This is a genomic window from Streptomyces sp. NRRL B-24484, from assembly GCF_000717715.1.
Lineage (GTDB): Bacteria > Actinomycetota > Actinomycetes > Streptomycetales > Streptomycetaceae > Kitasatospora.
Map to the genome: position 1 here is coordinate 34,252 of NZ_JOAI01000036.1, position 16,582 is coordinate 50,833.

Here is a 16,582-nt window from a genome sequence, read left to right on the forward strand (position 1 = left end):
CCCCCCGCGGGGGTGAAGCGGGACGAACCGCCGCATACCTCCTGGTCGCACGGGGTGCGCCACAGACACCCGTCCGGGTGCCGGATACGATCGCAACTACCCTCACCACGGCGTTCCGACCTGGCAGTAGTCGGGCGCTCACTGGCCGTCGCGTACAGAGAGGTAACGACGATGACCACGCAGTACCCGCACCACCTCCCCAGCTCGCTGGAGGTCGCTCCGGAGGCCCCGGACCGCAACCTCGCCCTGGAACTCGTCCGCGTCACCGAGGCCGCCGCGCTCGCGGCCGGCCGCTGGGTCGGCCGCGGCGACAAGAACGGCGCCGACGGCGCGGCCGTGAAGGCCATGCGCACCCTCGTCTCCACCGTCTCGATGAACGGCGTCGTCGTCATCGGCGAGGGCGAGAAGGACGAGGCCCCGATGCTGTACAACGGCGAGCGGGTCGGCGACGGCACCGGCGCCGAGTGCGACGTCGCCGTGGACCCGGTGGACGGCACCACGCTGACCGCCAAGGGCATGCACAACGCGGTCGCCGTCCTCGCGGTCGCCGACCGCGGCACCATGTTCGACCCCAGCGCGGTCTTCTACATGGACAAGCTGGTCTGCGGCCCGGAGGCGGCCGACTTCGTCGACATCACCGCCCCGCCCGCCGTCAACATCCGCCGGGTCGCCAAGGCCAAGGGCATCGCCGTCGAGGACGTCACCGTCGTGGTGCTCGACCGCCCCCGCCACGACGGCCTGGTCAAGGAGATCCGCGAGGCCGGCGCCCGGATCAAGTTCATCTCCGACGGCGACGTCGCCGGCGCCATCATGGCCGCCCGCGAGGGCACCGGCGTCGACCTGCTGATGGGCATCGGCGGCACCCCGGAGGGCATCATCGCGGCCTGCGCGATGAAGTGCATGGGCGGCGTCATCCAGGGCCGGCTGTGGCCGAAGGACGAGGCGGAGCGGCAGAAGGCGCTCGACGCCGGCCACGACCTCGACCGCGTGCTCAGCACCGACGACCTGGTCTCCGGCGAGAACGTCTTCTTCGTCGCCACCGGCATCACCGACGGCGAGCTGCTGCGCGGCGTCCACTACCGCCAGGAGACCGCCACCACCAGCTCGCTGGTGATGCGCTCGAAGAGCGGCACGATCCGGCGGATCGACTCCACCCACCGGCTGTCCAAGCTGCGGGCCTACAGCGCCATCGACTTCGACCGCGCCAACTGACGCGATCCGTCGCGCACGGCGGCCCCGGGCACCGCTGCCCGGGGCCGCCGTCGCGCGTCAGCCGGCTATCCGGCCCGTCGACACCCGCCGCGCCTCGCGCAGCTCCGCCTCCCGGCGCCGCCGCCGGGCCAGCACCACCCGGCGCTCGGCTGCGGTCAGCCCGCCCCACACCCCGTACGGCTCCGGCATCGCCAGCGCGTGCTCGCGGCACTCCAGCAGCACGGGGCACCGGGCGCAGACCTGCTTGGCCTGCTCCTCACGCGCGAGCCGGGCCGCCGTCGGCTCCTTGGACGGCGCAAAGAACAGCCCGGCCTCGTCGCGGCGGCAGGCCGCCCCGGTGTGCCACGGGCTGTCCTCCAGCGGGTCCGCAGGGGCCGGCACCGCCACCGGACTGCGGCGGACGGCGGCGGAGCCGGTGGCGCTGGACTCGATGGGATGCAGCACGGCTACTCCTGACGCGGTACGGGACTCGGGGAAGCTCGTCCCTGCCCGACTGCCCCGTGCCCACCCGCCGCGGCGCCGCCGCCGTACGGGATCACAGCCGTAACAGGAACCGATGTGCGTGGGGAACTACCCCCTCGCCCTCCGATTCATGCACACCGCACGCAACCGGCTACTCCCTGCACTCGACGCAACGGCGAGTGCCCGCAGCACAGTTGGTCGGGCGGCAGACTCCGCCCGGCCCCGGAGCGGCCCGGACGGGGTCAGCGGTCGAGCTGCTTGCGCGCCCACTCCCGCAGTTTCTTGCCGCGGCGCGGCTTGGCCTCGCAGCCGCCGAAGACCGCCGCGCCCTTCACCCGCACCACCGGCGCGTACGGGTCGGCCGCGGTCTGCTCGCGCACCGAGAAACCGCCGAAGATGCCCACGCCGCCGCCGTGCAGGCTGACGTTCTCCGGCACCTTGATGTCCACCCCGCCGAAGATCGCGGTCACCTCGATGACCACCTCCGGCGACTCGAAGACCGCGTCGGTGAGGTCGATCTCCACCCCGCCGAAGACCGCGACGGCCTTCAGGTGCGGGCCGACCCGCCAGCGCCCCTTGCGCTCCGCCCCGCCGAACACCGCCACCATGGTCGGCGCCTCCTGCCGGGCCGGCGGCAGCGGCGTGCGCTGCTGCTGCAGCGGCGGCTTCTCCATCGACAGCGGCGCGCCGGTCGCGACCGGCAGGTCGCGGGTGAGCGGGACAAGGTCGCCGAAGGTCTTCGCGGCGTACGCGGCCTCGATCCGCTCCGAGTGCTCCCCCACCGTCAGCCGGCCCTCGGCGTACGCGTCGCGCAGCAGGTCGGCGACCCGCTCGCGGTCGGCGTCCGAGCACCGCAGATCGGCCTCGGCGACCGGTGCGGCGACCGGTGCGGCGACCGCGGGCTGCGCCTGCGGGACGGCGGCCGGCTCCTGCTTGGTCATGGGTACGGGCTGCTGCCCCTGGTCGTCGGGCGACGGCGAAGTGTCCACGGCCAAAGCCTAGCCACCGGGATCACTCCGAACGAGAGTTCGGCGAAGAAAGGCGTGAGCCCCGTCACGCAGGCTCACCTGCGCTCCGCCGCCGCACCCCCTGCACCTACATTGGAGGGTGCTTCGCAGACGCAGCCGAACTCGCTAAGGATCTCCCCCCATGGCCACCCCGGAATTCGAGTACCGCGACCTCCTCCCGATCGGCGCCGACCCCACGCCGTACCGGAAGCTCACCTCCGAGGGCGTCTCCACCTTCGAGGCGGACGGCCGCACCTTCCTCAAGGTCGAGCCGGAGGCGCTGCGGCTGCTCACCGCCGAGGCGATGCACGACATCTCGCACTACCTGCGCCCGGCCCACCTCGCCCAGCTGCGCCGCATCCTGGACGACCCGGAGGCGAGCCCCAACGACCGCTTCGTCGCGCTCGACCTGCTGAAGAACGTCAACATCTCGGCCGGCGGCATCCTCCCGATGTGCCAGGACACCGGCACCGCCATCGTCATGGGCAAGCGCGGCCAGAACGTCCTCACCGCCGGCCAGGACGAGGCGGCGATCGCCCGCGGCGTGTACGACGCGTACACCAAGCTGAACCTGCGCTACTCGCAGATGGCGCCGGTCACCATGTGGGACGAGAAGAACACCGGCAACAACCTGCCGGCCCAGATCGAGCTGTACGCCACCGACGGCGACGCCTACAAGTTCCTCTTCATGGCGAAGGGCGGCGGCTCCGCCAACAAGTCGTACCTGTACCAGGAGACCAAGGCGATCCTCAACGAGTCGTCGATGCTCTCCTTCCTGGAGCAGAAGATCCGCTCGCTGGGCACCGCCGCCTGCCCGCCGTACCACCTGGCGATCGTGGTCGGCGGCACCAGCGCCGAGTTCGCGCTCAAGACTGCCAAGTACGCCTCCGCGCACTACCTCGACAACCTGCCGACCTCCGGCGACGCGAAGACCGGCCACGGCTTCCGCGACCTGGAGCTGGAGCAGAAGGTCTTCGAGCTCACCCAGAAGATCGGCATCGGCGCGCAGTTCGGCGGCAAGTACTTCTGCCACGACGTCCGCGTGATCCGCCTGCCGCGCCACGGCGCCTCGCTGCCGGTCGCGATGGCCGTCTCCTGCTCCGCCGACCGCCAGGCGCTCGGCAAGATCACCGCCGAGGGCGTCTTCCTGGAGCAGCTGGAGACCGACCCGGCGAAGTACCTGCCGGACACCACCGACGCCCACCTCGACGACGAGGTCGTCAAGGTGGACCTCAACCAGCCGATGGCCGACATCCGGGCGCAGCTGTCCAAGTTCCCGGTGAAGACGCGCCTCTCGCTCAGCGGCACCCTGGTCGTCGCCCGCGACATCGCCCACGCCAAGATCAAGGAGCGCCTCGACGCCGGCGAGGGCATGCCGCAGTACATGAAGGACCACCCGGTCTACTACGCGGGCCCGGCCAAGACCCCCGAGGGCTACGCCTCCGGCTCGTTCGGCCCGACCACGGCCGGCCGGATGGACTCCTACGTCGACCAGTTCCAGGCGGCCGGCGGTTCCATGGTCATGCTCGCCAAGGGCAACCGCTCCAAGCAGGTCACCAAGGCCTGCAACGAGCACGGCGGCTTCTACCTCGGCTCGATCGGCGGCCCCGCCGCCCGCCTCGCCCAGGACTGCATCAAGAAGGTCGAGGTGCTGGAGTACCCCGAGCTCGGCATGGAGGCCGTCTGGCGCATCGAGGTCGAGGACTTCCCGGCGTTCATCGTCGTCGACGACAAGGGCAACGACTTCTTCGCCGAGGTCACGGACGGCCCGCTGATCACCAGCCTGCGGGTCCGCTCCGCGGAGTAGGCGCACAACGGCGCGCGCCCCGGTCCGCGAGGGCCGGGGCGCGCTGTGCGTGCTTCAGGTCAGGGGCAGTTGGTCACGTTGCCGAGCGGCTCGAAGGTCTCGTCCGTCTTCGGGTCGGCCTTGACCGGCTGCTCGCCGGCCGGCTCCTCCGGCTGCTCGGCGAGAACCGAAAGTGCCTGCTCGATCGTGTTCGGGTCGACCGGAGCAGCGGTGTGCTCGGCGGCGACGGGCTCGGTCGTGGTGGTGGTCTCGTCGGCCATGGTGCGCCGCCTTTCAGGTCATCAGATCTCGGTGCCCTGGATCGTCCCGGGCGCCAGCCCAGTATCGTAGGGGTCGTTAAATGTCTTATAAACGTCCCGTCCTGCGCACGGTTCGCGGATGTTTGCGCGCTTCCTCATAAGCTGACGCCCCGCCATTCCGGCGGACGACACCGCGCGGAACCACCGACTGACGCCTTCGGGGGAGGACATGGAGCTTCACGGGACGGCCTCGGCCGATGCGCTGCGCTTCCAGGTGCTCGGCCCCGTCCAGGCCTGGCGCGGGGAGGAGCAGCTCGCGCTGGGTTCGCCGCAGCAGCAGGCGGTACTGGCGGCCCTGCTGCTCAACCGGGGCCGACCGGTGACCACCGACGACCTGGTGGACGGCATCTGGGGCGACCGTACTCCGCCGCAGGCGGTGGCCGCGCTCCGCACGTACATTTCACGCCTGCGGTCGGTCATCGAGCCCAACCGGGCCGTACGCAAACCGGCCGAGATTCTGGTCTCGGTCAGTGACGGCTACGCGCTGCGCATCCCGGACGGCTCGCTCGACCTCGCCGCCTTCGAAAGCCGGGTCGCGCAGGCCGCCGACGCCCGGGCCGGCGGCGACTTCCGCACCTCCCACGAATCGCTGCTGGCGGCGCTCGCCCTGTGGCGCGGCAGACCGCTGCCGGGCATCCCCGGCCCCTATGCGGAGACCCAGCGCACCCGGCTGTCCGAGCGGCAGCTCACCGTGGCGGAGGAGCGCTGCGCGACCGCGCTCGAAGTCGGTCTGCACGCGGAGGTGGTGTCCGAACTCAGCGCACTCGCCGCGGCGCACCCGCTGCGCGAGCGGCTGCGCGAGCTGCTGATGCTCGCCCTGTACCGGTGCGGTCGACAGGCCGAGTCGCTCGGCGTCTACGCGGACACCCGCAAACTGCTCATTGACGAGCTCGGCGTGGAGCCCGGCAGCGGTCTCGCCGCCATGCACGCCCGGATCCTGGCCGGCGACCCCGCGCTGATGCCCGCCACGGTCACGGTCGCTCCGCCCGCCGACGAGGAGCCGTCGTCCTTCGTCCCGCCCGCCCAGCTTCCGGCCGACGTCTCGGACTTCAGTGGCCGCAGCAAGATCGTCAACGAGTTGCGGGACGTGCTGCGCGGCGGCTCCGGCCAGGCCGTGGTGGTCACCTCGCTGGCCGGCATCGGCGGCGTCGGCAAGACGACCCTCGCGGTCCACGTCGCGCACAGCCTGCGCCCGGACTTCCCGGACGGCCAGCTGTACGTGGACCTGCGCGGCGCCGGCGCCTCGCCCGCCGATCCGGCCGTGGTGCTCGGCGACTTCCTGCACGCGCTGGGTGCGTCCGACACGCCCGACTCGCTCGATCAGCGTTCGGCCCTCTACCGCTCGCTGCTGGCCGACAAGCGGATGCTGATCCTGCTCGACAACGCCAGGGACGCACGGCAGTTGACGCCGCTGATCCCCGGTGTCTCCGGCAACGCCGTCATGGTGACCAGCCGTTCGCGGCTGGCCGAGATCCCCGGTGCCCACCTGGTGGACATCGAGGAACTCAGCCCGGACGAGGCGCTGGCGCTGTTCTCCGCGATCGTCGGCCACGACCGGGTGGCGGCCGAACCGGCGGCCGCGCTGGCCGTGGTGACCGCCTGCGGCTTCCTGCCGCTCGCGGTCCGCATCGCCGCCGCCCGGCTGGCCAGCCGTCCGCGGTGGAGCGTCTCCGACCTGGCCCGTCGGTTAGCCGACCAGCGCAACCGCCTCCAGGAGCTCCAGCTCGGCAACCTCGCGGTGGAGACCACCATCGGCCTCGGCTACGCCCAGTTGCAGCCGGACGAGGCCCGGGCCTTCCGTCTGCTCTCCGTGGTGGACTCGCCGGACCTGCCGCTGCCGGCCGTGGCCGCGCTGCTCGGCACCGACGAGCAGACCGCGGAGGACCTCGCCGAGGCACTGGTCGAGGCCAACATGCTGGAGTGCTTCACACCGGGCCGGTACCGCTATCACGACCTGCTCCGGCTGTTCGCACAGCGGCAGAACGAGAAGCTCGGTGACACCGACGCCCAGCAGGCTTCCCTGGCGCGCCTGTTGGACCTCCTGCTGGCCAGCCTGCAGAACGCCGCCCAGGTCATTGAGCCGGACGACGAGCTGACCGAGCTGCTGCACGAGCCGTCCGTACCCGGCCTGCGGATGGACGACAGCGCCTCGGCCCGGGAGTGGCTGCGCACCGAACTGGCCCTGGTGTTGAGTGCGGTGGAGACGGCCGTTCAGCAGCCGGCCGAGCTGCTGCGGCCCGGGGTCGACCTGGTGCTCGTGCTGCGCGCCCTGACCGAGGACCCTACCCTCGGGCTGCGGATCGCCGAGGCGCTGCGCACGGCGGACGGGCACGCCCTCGCGTACGGGGACACCGATGCCCTGGCGCGTATCCGCTATGCGCTGGGGCACCTCCGGCTGATGGCGGGTGAACTCGCCGACGCCGAGTCCTCACTGCGCCGGAGCCTGGCGCTGCAGGACCCCGATGCCCTCACCCACCTGCGGATCTCGGTGGCCAACGACCTCGCCGTGGTGCTGATCCAGGCCGGCCGCCCGGCCGAGGCACTGCCGTTCTACCAACAGGCGCACGCGATCAGCCGTGCCCTGGGCGCCGCGGTCGGCGAGGCCCGCCTGCTGGCGAACATGGCACGGGCGTACGTGGGGCTGGACCGGCACGAGGAGGCGGTGGAGTCCGCCCGGGCGGCGGTCATGGCCGCCCGGACCTCCGGCAACACGCCCTGCCTGGCGGACACTCTCTACCAACTCGGCGTGGTGCTGCGGGCAACCGGTTCGACGGCCGAGGCGGCCGAGCACCTGCGCGAGGCGCACGGGCTGTACCAGTCCCAGCAGTACCGCTTCTGGGAGGGCTACTCGCTGGCCCGGCTGGCGGCCTGTCTGGTGGACGAGGCGCAGTACTCGGAGGCGGCCGCCGCGGCCGGGGAGTCGCTGTCGATCGCGCAGGAGATCGACGCCGCCTACTGCCAGGGCCTGGCCAACGCCGCGCTGGGCGAGGCGCTCCTGGAGCTGGGGCAGCCCGCTCGCGGGCTGGCCTGTCTCCAGGAGGCGCACTCGGTCTTCAGCCGGCTCGGTGTGCCCGAGGCCCAGCCCGTGCGGGACCTCATCGTGGTGCAGGAGCACACCGAGCCCTTCTCTCCCCCCGCGCCGTAGGCCGTCCGTCCCCCCGACGGGCGGCCCCTCCCCCTTGGGGCGCCGGCGCTCCCGCAGCCCCCCGGCTGCGGGAACGCTTTGACGCTTCCCCGGCGCTGAGAACACTCTGGCAGTCACCGATTGACGTTCGATAAACGCCCAGATGCAGGGCGTTTCCGCAGGTCAGAACAGTTGTCCGGCGCACGCCGACAACTGCACCACCCCGCTCCGCCCCGGTCTGCCCCCGCGCCCCGGGGCCGTTTCGTCCGAAACCCGGCCAACTGCGGCCGACTGCGGCGAGTTGGCCGGAAAGGGGCCCCACGGCGCAGTGGTCACGCTTATCCTCGAAGGCCAGCAGACACATCGACAAACCGACGCGGGGGCGGACACTGTGGCGGGCCTCGCCCCGCCGGGGAGCCAGGTGGAGAGAGAGGTGCCCAGGGCGTGACAACCGGACAGATCTCGGACCCGGCGCACGCCGGTCACCGGCGCCGTTCCGAACGGGCCCTGCAGGCCGTCGCCTTCGACGCGATCGGCCCGCGTTACGACGAGGTCTTCCCGGACCGCACCGGTCAGACCGCCTGCGGCGACTGGCTGCTCAACGAACTCGCCCTCGGCGCCCGGGTGCTGGACGTCGGCTGCGGCACCGGCGAGCCGACCGCCCGCCAACTCGCGGACGGCGGGCTGCGGGTGACCGGCATCGACCTCTCGGACGGGATGCTGGAGGCCGCGCGGACGGCCGTGCCGGAGGCCGACCTGCACCGGATGGACATGTACGACCTGGCGACCCCGCGGGCCGCCGCGGCCTGGGGCGTGCCGGAACTCGGCCCGGACGCGGCCGGCTCCTTCGCCGCGGCCACCGCCTTCTTCTCGCTCGTCCTGCTGCCGCGGGCGGAGATCGCCGCGGTGCTCGGCCGGGTCCGCACCCTGCTGCGGCCGGGCGGGCTGCTGGCGCTCGGCATGGTCGAGGCGGACCTCGACGACGCGCCGCTGCCCTTCCTCGGCCGCGAACTGCGGATCAGCGGCTACCTCCGCGAGGAGCTGGTCCAGACGCTGTCCGCGGCCGGCTTCGAGGTCGAGGCCTGCACCGGCCACCCGTACGCCCCCGCGTCGACCGCCCTGCCGCCGGAGGAACAGCTCTTCCTGCGCTGTCGGCGCACCACCTGAGAGACCCGTCGGCCCGACCACCCTCGACATCTCAAGAACGGGCAGCCCGTGCGCGACCACTCCTCGCCCCAGGCAGGGCGGCCGACCGCCGCCGTGCCGCTGGTCGGCGCCCAGCGCTCCGCACCGCAGCGGGACGACCGGCCCGGACTCGTCGAGCGGCTCGGGTACCTGGAGGCCGCCACCCGGCGGATCAACGGCTCACTGGACCTGCGCACCACCCTCCGCGACCTCGGCCGTTCGATCGTCCCGGCGCTGGCCGACGCGGCGGTGGTGCACCTGCGCGACCCGCTGCCCCCGGTGGAGCGCGACCCCGGGCCGCCCACCGCCCTGCGCCTCCACCACGGCCACGGCACCCGGCTCGGCCGGCGCTCCCGGCAGTGCCGGCCGCTGCCCGGCGGCCCGCTCGCCCGGATGCTGGCGGGCCAGGCGCCGTGCGGGCCCGCGGTGCTCGGCACCCCCGCCGCCGACCGGCTGCGCCCGTTGCTCACCGAGCTGTACGGCGCCCGCACCCTCGGCCGGCTCGCCGCCGGGACGGCACTGCTGCTCCTGCCGCTGCGCGGGCGCAAGGCCGTGCTCGGCCTGCTGCTGCTGATCCGCCGCCCGGGCAAGGCCGGTCCGGCCCGCTTCGAACCCGCCGACACCGCGATGGCCCGCCACCTGGCCACCCAGGCCGGCCTCGCCGTGGACACCGCACTGCGCTACGCCCGGGAGTTCGAGACCGCCCGCGAGCTGCAGCGCCGGATGCTGCCGGCCCACCTGCCGCAGCCGCACGGGGTGCGGCTCGCCCACCGCTACCTGCCCGGCGAGCGCGGCGCCCAGGTCGGCGGCGACTGGTACGACTCGGTCGAACTCCCCGGCAACCGGGTGGCGCTGATCGTCGGCGACGTGATGGGCCACTCGCTGACCTCCGCCGCCGTGATGGGCCAGCTGCGCACCAGCGCGCAGACCCTGGCCGGCCTCGACCTGCCGCCGCACGAGGTGCTCTACCACCTGGACGAACAGGCCCAGCACCTCGGCGCCGAACAGCACCTGGCCACCTGCGTCTACGCGGTCTACGACCCGATCGCCAACCGGGTCGTGGTCGCCAACGCCGGCCACGTGCCGCCGGTGCTGATCGGCCCGGACGGCACCGCCGAACTGCTCGACCTGCCGCCGGGCGCGCCGATCGGCGTCGGCGGCGTCGACTTCACCTCCACCGAACTCCCGGCGCCGCCCGGCTCGGCCCTGCTGCTCTTCACCGACGGGCTGGTGGAGAGCCGGCGCCGCTCGCTGGCGACCGGCCTGGAGCAGCTGCGCGCCCGGCTCGCCGCCGCCCACCGGCACTCCCCCGAGCACGTCTGCCAGGAGGCGCTGCGGGTGCTGCCGCCGGGCGAGCGCGCCGACGACATCGCCCTGCTCGCCGCGGCCTTCGACGGCATCCCTGCCGAGGACGTCTCCTACTGGTACCTGCAGCCCCGGCACGAGACGCCGGGGCGGGCCCGGCGGCTCGCCGCGCACGCGCTGCGCCGCTGGGGGCTGGAGGAGCTGACGGAGACCACCGAGCTGATGGTCAGCGAGCTGGTCACCAACGCGATCCGGCACGCCACCCGGCCGGTGACGCTCCGCCTGGTGCGGACCTCACGACTGCGCTGCGAGGTCGGCGACGACAGCCCGGCCCTGCCCCGCGCCCGGCGTGCCGGGCCGGACGACGAGCACGGCCGCGGCCTGCAGATAGTCGCCCGGTGCGCCGACGACTGGGGCGCGACCCGGCTCGGCGCGGGCAAGGTGGTCTGGTTCGAGCAGCGCCTGCCGACCCGCTGCCGCGCCGTCCCGACCCAGGCCCGGGACACGCCCTGACGGCCGCCCCCGGAGGTCGGGCCGACCTGCCCGGGGCGCCCCCGGCCCCCCGGGCAGCACCGTGCTAGGGCCGTTCGAACTCCGGGTGGGTCCGGACGAGTTCGTCGAGGGTGGCGGTCAGGTCGGGGCCGAGGACGGCGGCGGCCAGTGGCGGGGTGCGGCGCAGGGCGAGGACGGTGCGGAGCACGTCCGCGTGGTGCAGCAGCCGCAGCGAGTCCAGGTACTCGCGCTGCTCGGCGGCGCGGCCCGCGGCCCCGGCCGTGCGCCAGGCGGTGAGCAGCGACTTGACCACGGTGAACATCATCCGGCGGCCGCGGACGAGCTCGGGGCGGGCGTTGAGGCCGAACACGTCGATGGTGGCCTCGCCCTTCGCGGTGAGCGGGTCGTAGGCGCCGGACTCCAGGTAGAGCACCAGGTGTTCGGCCGGGTCCTCGCGGGCCGGGTCGACCAGCAGGTGCTCGCCGGTGACGGGGTCGCAGGGGAAGCGGTCGCGCTTCTGGTTGCTGTTGCAGTGGGCGCAGGCGAGCAGGTGGTTCTGCCAGTCGAAGGTCCGCAGCGGGTCGCGGGCGATCGGCTCGAAGTGGTCGATGTCGGTGCCGAGGTTGTCCCCGCAGTACATGCACCGCTCCAGGCCGGGTGCCATCCGGCGGAGCATCAGGCGCAGTTGGGCCTTGGGCTGGCGGGCGGTGCGCCAGGCCGCGCGGCCGGCCGCGGTGGTCGGGCCTGCGGTGCGGATCGCGGCGGTGCGGCGGGCCAGTTCGGCGGCGAGGGCGGGGGCGAGCGGCGGCCGCTGCAGCGGGATCACGGCTGGTCGCCCAGCAGCCGGGCGGCGAGTTCGTCCGCGCGGGCGCCGAGGGAGCTGTTGAGCTTGGCGCCGAGGCGGCGGTAGGCGTCGAGTTCGGCGCTGGTGGCGCGGCCGCTGTAGAGCTTGCGCTCCAGCCGGACGAGCAGGCGGCGCTCGGCCTCGGCGGCGGCGGAGTAGGCGCTGGGCAGGCCGAAGAGTTCGGAGAGCGCGGTGTCGTCGCCGCTGCCGTACAGGACGCGCTGGTGCAGGTCCTCGTCGAGGACGCGGGGGGCTTCGGCGGTGCCGGGTGCGGCGAGGCGGACGAGGGTGCCGGGGTCGGCGGCCTGGCAGACGTACGGGCTGTGCGTGGCGACCAGGAACTGCGTCTGCGGGAAGCGCGTGGTGAGCCAGCCGCCGATCTGCTGCTGCCGGACGGGGTGGAGGTGGAGGTCGACGTCGTCGATCAGTGCGATGCCGGGGCGCGGCACGGTGGTCGCGCCGTTCGCGGGCTCGGTGCGGGCGTCGCCGGCGAGGGTGCAGACGATCGCGGCGAGGGCGGCGGTGCCGCTGCCGAGGGCGGCGAGCGGGCGGGCCGGTCCGTCCGGCGGTGCGACCAGCGCGCGGCCGGGGTCGGTGATCCGCCAGCCGTCGGGGAGCGGGCCCTCGGCGAGCAGGGCGGCGGCGGCCGGAGTGAGGGTGGTGGGCGGGGTGCGGTCGGCGCCGAGGTGGTGGGCGCGGGGGCGGCCGGTGCGGGCCGGTTCGCCGGTACCGTCCCAGTGGCCGAGGCCGGGCAGGTCGACGGTGCCGGGGGCGCCGCCGGCCGGCTCGGGGCTGCCGGGGGCGCCGAGGGCGCGGGCGAGGGCCTGCAGCAGGGTGGTCTTGCCGGAGCCGTTCGGCCCGGCGAGGACGGTCCAGCCGGGGCCGGGGTCGACGGTGAGGTCGGCGGCGCGCGGGCCGTCGAAGCACCTGAGGCCGGTCACCCTGATCCGCGACACGTACACGCGCCCACCCCCTTCGTTCGGATCTTCGAGGGAGGTATGCCCAACGCGCCGTGCCGCGATGCCGACGGCGGTGCGTGGACGGCGGAGCTACTCGACGATGCGGACGGGGAGGTCGCGCAGGACGTTCTTGAGGGCGGCGGCGAAGCGGTCGTACTCGTCGGTGCGGGCGGAGCCGGGCCGGGTGGCGAGGCCGATCCGGCGGCCGGGTGCGGGGGCGGCGAAGCGGGCGGCGGCGAGCCGGTCGGAGCGGCCGGCCTCGACGTCGAGGGCGGTGACCGGCAGCAGGGTGGTCCCGAGTCCGCCGGCGACCAGCTGGACGAGGGTGGAGAGTCCGGCGATCCGGGTGGTGCCGGCCGCGCCGTCGGCGCCGACCTCGCGGCAGATGTCGAGGGCCTGGTCGCGCAGGCAGTGGCCCTCTTCGAGGAGCAGGACGTCGAGGTCGAGCAGGACGTCCCGCGGGACGTCGGTGCGGCCGGCCAGCTCGTGCCCGGGCGGGGTGACCAGGACGAAGTCCTCGTCGAAGAGCGGGATGTCGCGGGTGGGCGCGGCGCCGCCGGCGGGCAGCGCGAGCAGCAGGACGTCGAGCCGACCGGCGGCGAGCCCGTCCAGCAGCGAGGGGGTGCGCTCCTCGTGGACGTGCAGTTCCAGCTCGGGGTAGCTGTCGCGGACCAGCCGCAGCACGGTGGGCAGCAGGTAGGGGGCGACGGTGGGGATCACGCCGAGGTGGAGCGGCCCGGTGAAGGGGCGGCGGGCGGCCTCGACCGCCTCGGTGAGGGAGTGCAGGGAGCCGAGGACGCGGCGCGCGTGCTCGGCGACGCGCTCGCCCAGCGGGGTGATGATGACGCGTCGCGTCGTACGCTCGACGAGCTGGGCGCCGAGGGCGTCCTCCAGTGCGGCGACGGCGCCGGACAGGGCGGGCTGGCTGGTTCCGGTGGCGGCGGCGGCCTCGCGGAAGTGCCGGTGCTCGGCGACGGCGACGAAGGCGCGGAGCTGGGCAACGCTGGGGGTGCGGGGCTTGCTGTGGTGCGGGGCAGTACTGATAGCTCTCTCCGATCAGATGTGACGAGTCTAGCTATTTCCCCGATCAGTCCATGGTGTGCGAGGGTGGATGGCGTCCGAATACGTCGAACCATAGGCAATTCGGGCACTTTCCCTCATATCTCAAACCAGGAGTAGCGAACGTGCTCACGATCGGTGACAAGTTCCCCGAGTTCGAACTCAACGCCTGCGTCGACCTCGACGCCGCGAACGCCTTCGCCGAGATCAACCACAAGACCTACGAGGGCAAGTGGAAGATCGTTTTCTTCTGGCCGATGGACTTCACCTTCGTCTGCCCGACCGAGATCGCCGCGTTCGGCAAGCTGAACGAGGAGTTCGCCGACCGCGACGCGCAGGTCCTGGGCGTCTCCGGTGACTCCGAGTTCGTGCACCACGCCTGGCGCAAGGACCACAAGGACCTGCGCGACCTGCCGTTCCCGATGCTGGCCGACGTCAAGCACGACCTGATGCGCGCCTGCGGCGTCGAGGCCGCCGACGGCACCGCCCAGCGCGCGGTGTTCATCGTCGACCCGAACAACGAGATCCAGTTCGTCATGGTGACCGCCGGCTCCGTCGGCCGTAACCCCAAGGAGGTCCTGCGGGTGCTCGACGCCCTGCAGACCGACGAGCTGTGCCCGTGCAACTGGACCAAGGGCGAGGACACCCTCGACGCCCAGGCCCTCCTGGCGGGCTGACCGATGGCCCTCGACGACCTCAAGGCCGCCCTCCCCGGCTACGCCAAGGACCTCAAGCTCAACCTGAGCGCGGTCATCGGCAACTCCGACCTCCCGGCGCAGCAGCTCTGGGGCACCGTGCTGGCCTGTGCGATGGCCACCCGCTCCCCCGCCGTGCTGCGCGAGCTGGAGCCGGAGGCGAAGGCGAACCTCAAGCCGGAGGCGTACGACGCCGCCAAGGGCGCCGCCGCCGTCATGGGGATGAACAACGTCTACTACCGGACGCTGCACCTGCTCTCCGACAAGGAGTACAGCGGCATGCGGGCGGGCCTGCGGATGAACATCATCGGCACCCCGGGCGTCGAGAAGGCCGACTTCGAGCTGTGGTGCTTCGCGGTCTCCGCGATCAACGGCTGCGGCCAGTGCCTCGACTCGCACGAGGCCGTCCTCAAGAAGGCCGGTGTCGAGCGCGAGGTGATCCAGGCGTCGATCAAGATCGCCTCGGTGATCCAGGCGGTCGCCGCCACCCTCGACTCCGAGGCCGCCATCGCGTCCATCTGACGCACCCGGCGAACCACGAGGGGCGCGGGGAACCGCGCGGGACGGAAGACAGCTGAGCTCGGCTGCTCCCACCGCGCGGTTCCCCGCGCCCCTGGCGTCATTTCTGGCGGGCGTTCTCCAGGGCCTCGAAGACCTCCAGGCCGGCGGCGTTGCGGCGGCGCAGGTGCGAGACGACGGTGTTGGTCACCGCGATCAGCGGGACGGCCACGATGGCGCCGCCGATGCCGCCGACGATCGAGCCCGCGGCCACGCCCAGCACCACGGCGAGCGGGTGCACGGCCACCGCGCGGCCGAGGATCAGCGGCTGCAGCAGGTGCCCCTCGATCTGCTGGACGGCGACGAGCACGACCAGCACCATCAGCGCCGTGAACGGTCCGACGGTGACCAGCGCGATCAGCACCGCGATGGTGCCGGTGACCAGGGCGCCGACCAGCGGCACGAAGGCCCCGAGGAAGATGATCACGGCCAGCGGCATGGCCATCGGGACGCCGAGCAGCTGGATGCCGATGCCGATGCAGAGCGCGTCGATGAAGGCGACGAAGACCGTGCCGCGCACGTAGGCGGTGAGCGTGGCCCAGGCCTTCGGGCCGGCGCCGGCCATGGCGTAGCGGGAGTGCCGGGGCAGGCAGCGCAGCGCCCAGGACCAGATCCGGGCGCCGTCGTAGAGCAGGAAGAACGTGGTGAAGGCGGCGAGGACGACGCCGGTGAGCACCTCGACGGCGATGGTCACGCCGGTGAAGCCGGCCGAGGTGATCTGCTCGGAGTTGCTGCCGATGGCGGTGGAGATCTGCCGGGCGAAGTCGTTGATCTGCTGCTGCGTCAGGTGCAGCGGGCCGGTCACCAGCCACTCGCGGAGCTGGTTGACACCGTCCTGGACCTTGCCGGTGACGGACTCCAGGTTGCTGGTCACCTGCCAGACCACGAACCAGCCGACCAGGCCGATGCCGGCGAGGCCGCTGAGGAAGGTCCCGGCGGCGGCCAGCGAGCGGGGCACGCCAAGTCGTTTGAGCCAGGAGACGGTGGGCTCCAGCAGGGCGGAGATCAGCAGCGCCGCGAGCACGGCGAAGGCGACCAGCCGCAGCATGTCGACGACCCGGAACAGCACGTAGAGGGCGACGCCGAGCAGCAGCAGCCGCCAGGTGGACTCGGCGGCCACCCGCAGGCCCCACGGCACCGCCTCGACCGGGGTCGCGGGGCGGCCGGGGTTGTGGACCTCGCGGACGATCGGCGGCAGCCGCTCGGGTTCGGCCCGCCGCGGCACGGGGACGTGGTCGGCCGTCCCGTCCTCGCCGTCCGCGGCGGCGAACGCGTCGGCCTGGGCGGCAGCCCGGCGCCGGCGCTCCAGTGCGGCCCACACGCCGGCGGCGACCGCGCCCGTCCTGGCGAGCACCTTGAGCATGCTGCGGTCCCGCGTTCCGTCGGCCCTGTCGGCTGCCACGTCCGCGCCCTCCCCGTTCGTCCTGTCCGCCAGACGGTACCCGCCCGGGGTGTCCGCGGTCCCGTCCGCCCCGGCGCCCTTCTGCAGCACGGAAGATGACGAATCAACGCAGATCGGATGGTTTCGGACACCGTCGAGCGGGGAGGACACCGAACAAAGGACCAACTGCCGG

At 73.2% G+C, this 16,582-nt stretch carries 14 protein-coding genes; 7 read left to right on the forward strand and 7 right to left on the reverse strand.

What is annotated here, in order from left to right; translation table 11 throughout:
- Positions 1 to 171: 171 nt before the first annotated feature.
- Positions 172 to 1,212 carry a class II fructose-bisphosphatase gene (glpX, locus tag IE98_RS0127800; protein ID WP_030273579.1) on the forward strand — a complete coding sequence of 347 codons (1,041 nt, stop codon included), beginning with the start codon at positions 172 to 174 and terminating at the stop codon, positions 1,210 to 1,212.
- Positions 1,213 to 1,269: 57 nt separating this feature from the next.
- Here glpX and IE98_RS0127805 read toward each other — a convergent pair whose 3' ends face one another.
- Both IE98_RS0127805 and IE98_RS0127810 read right to left on the reverse strand, forming a co-directional pair.
- On the reverse strand, positions 1,270 to 1,656 hold the full coding sequence (locus IE98_RS0127805; protein ID WP_030273581.1) for a WhiB family transcriptional regulator: 387 nt from the start codon (positions 1,654 to 1,656) through the stop codon (positions 1,270 to 1,272).
- Between the two features lie 260 nt (positions 1,657 to 1,916).
- Complete coding sequence (locus tag IE98_RS0127810) at positions 1,917 to 2,663, reverse strand: DUF1707 SHOCT-like domain-containing protein (protein WP_234443695.1); 747 nt, start codon at positions 2,661 to 2,663, stop codon at positions 1,917 to 1,919.
- Between the two features lie 160 nt (positions 2,664 to 2,823).
- Here IE98_RS0127810 and IE98_RS0127815 point away from each other — a divergent pair, with 160 nt between their 5' ends.
- A complete protein-coding gene (locus tag IE98_RS0127815) occupies positions 2,824 to 4,488 on the forward strand; it encodes a fumarate hydratase (protein ID WP_030273585.1) in 1,665 nt (554 codons plus the stop codon).
- A gap of 59 nt (positions 4,489 to 4,547) precedes the next feature.
- Here the strand turns inward: IE98_RS0127815 and IE98_RS0127820 are convergent, their stop codons facing one another.
- Positions 4,548 to 4,748 carry a hypothetical protein gene (locus IE98_RS0127820; protein WP_030273588.1) on the reverse strand — a complete coding sequence of 67 codons (201 nt, stop codon included), beginning with the start codon at positions 4,746 to 4,748 and terminating at the stop codon, positions 4,548 to 4,550.
- Between the two features lie 208 nt (positions 4,749 to 4,956).
- On the opposite strand from IE98_RS0127820, the gene IE98_RS0127825 reads away from it, so the two are divergent.
- The 3 genes from IE98_RS0127825 to IE98_RS0127835 all read left to right on the forward strand — a co-directional run bounded on the left by IE98_RS0127825 (position 4,957) and on the right by IE98_RS0127835 (position 10,914).
- A complete protein-coding gene (locus IE98_RS0127825) occupies positions 4,957 to 7,932 on the forward strand; it encodes an AfsR/SARP family transcriptional regulator (protein WP_052391054.1) in 2,976 nt (991 codons plus the stop codon).
- A gap of 423 nt (positions 7,933 to 8,355) precedes the next feature.
- Entirely contained in the window at positions 8,356 to 9,078 is a 723-nt protein-coding gene (locus IE98_RS0127830) for a class I SAM-dependent DNA methyltransferase (protein ID WP_052391055.1), read from the forward strand.
- A gap of 48 nt (positions 9,079 to 9,126) precedes the next feature.
- Complete coding sequence (locus IE98_RS0127835) at positions 9,127 to 10,914, forward strand: ATP-binding SpoIIE family protein phosphatase (protein ID WP_052391056.1); 1,788 nt, start codon at positions 9,127 to 9,129, stop codon at positions 10,912 to 10,914.
- Positions 10,915 to 10,978: 64 nt separating this feature from the next.
- Here the strand turns inward: IE98_RS0127835 and IE98_RS43190 are convergent, their stop codons facing one another.
- The 3 genes from IE98_RS43190 to IE98_RS0127850 form a co-directional block, all read right to left on the reverse strand.
- On the reverse strand, positions 10,979 to 11,719 hold the full coding sequence (locus IE98_RS43190) for an HNH endonuclease (protein ID WP_052391057.1): 741 nt from the start codon (positions 11,717 to 11,719) through the stop codon (positions 10,979 to 10,981).
- Positions 11,716 to 12,678, reverse strand: a complete 963-nt coding sequence (locus IE98_RS51155; protein WP_234443696.1) for an AAA family ATPase — start codon at positions 12,676 to 12,678, stop codon at positions 11,716 to 11,718. The genes IE98_RS43190 and IE98_RS51155 overlap by 4 nt, the downstream gene beginning before the upstream one ends.
- Before the next feature lie 108 nt (positions 12,679 to 12,786).
- Positions 12,787 to 13,740, reverse strand: a complete 954-nt coding sequence (locus tag IE98_RS0127850) for a LysR substrate-binding domain-containing protein (protein ID WP_030273599.1) — start codon at positions 13,738 to 13,740, stop codon at positions 12,787 to 12,789.
- A 140-nt stretch (positions 13,741 to 13,880) separates the two neighbouring features.
- On the opposite strand from IE98_RS0127850, the gene IE98_RS0127860 reads away from it, so the two are divergent.
- Both IE98_RS0127860 and IE98_RS0127865 read left to right on the forward strand, forming a co-directional pair.
- Positions 13,881 to 14,432: a peroxiredoxin gene (locus IE98_RS0127860; RefSeq protein WP_030273601.1), complete on the forward strand. Its 552-nt coding sequence runs from the start codon at positions 13,881 to 13,883 to the stop codon at positions 14,430 to 14,432.
- A gap of 3 nt (positions 14,433 to 14,435) precedes the next feature.
- The gene (locus tag IE98_RS0127865) at positions 14,436 to 14,972 is read left to right on the forward strand and encodes an alkyl hydroperoxide reductase (protein ID WP_030273602.1); all 537 of its coding nucleotides are present in this window, start codon (positions 14,436 to 14,438) and stop codon (positions 14,970 to 14,972) included.
- Positions 14,973 to 15,069: 97 nt separating this feature from the next.
- Here the strand turns inward: IE98_RS0127865 and IE98_RS43195 are convergent, their stop codons facing one another.
- Positions 15,070 to 16,410, reverse strand: a complete 1,341-nt coding sequence (locus IE98_RS43195) for an AI-2E family transporter (protein ID WP_030273603.1) — start codon at positions 16,408 to 16,410, stop codon at positions 15,070 to 15,072.
- Positions 16,411 to 16,582 lie beyond the last annotated feature (172 nt).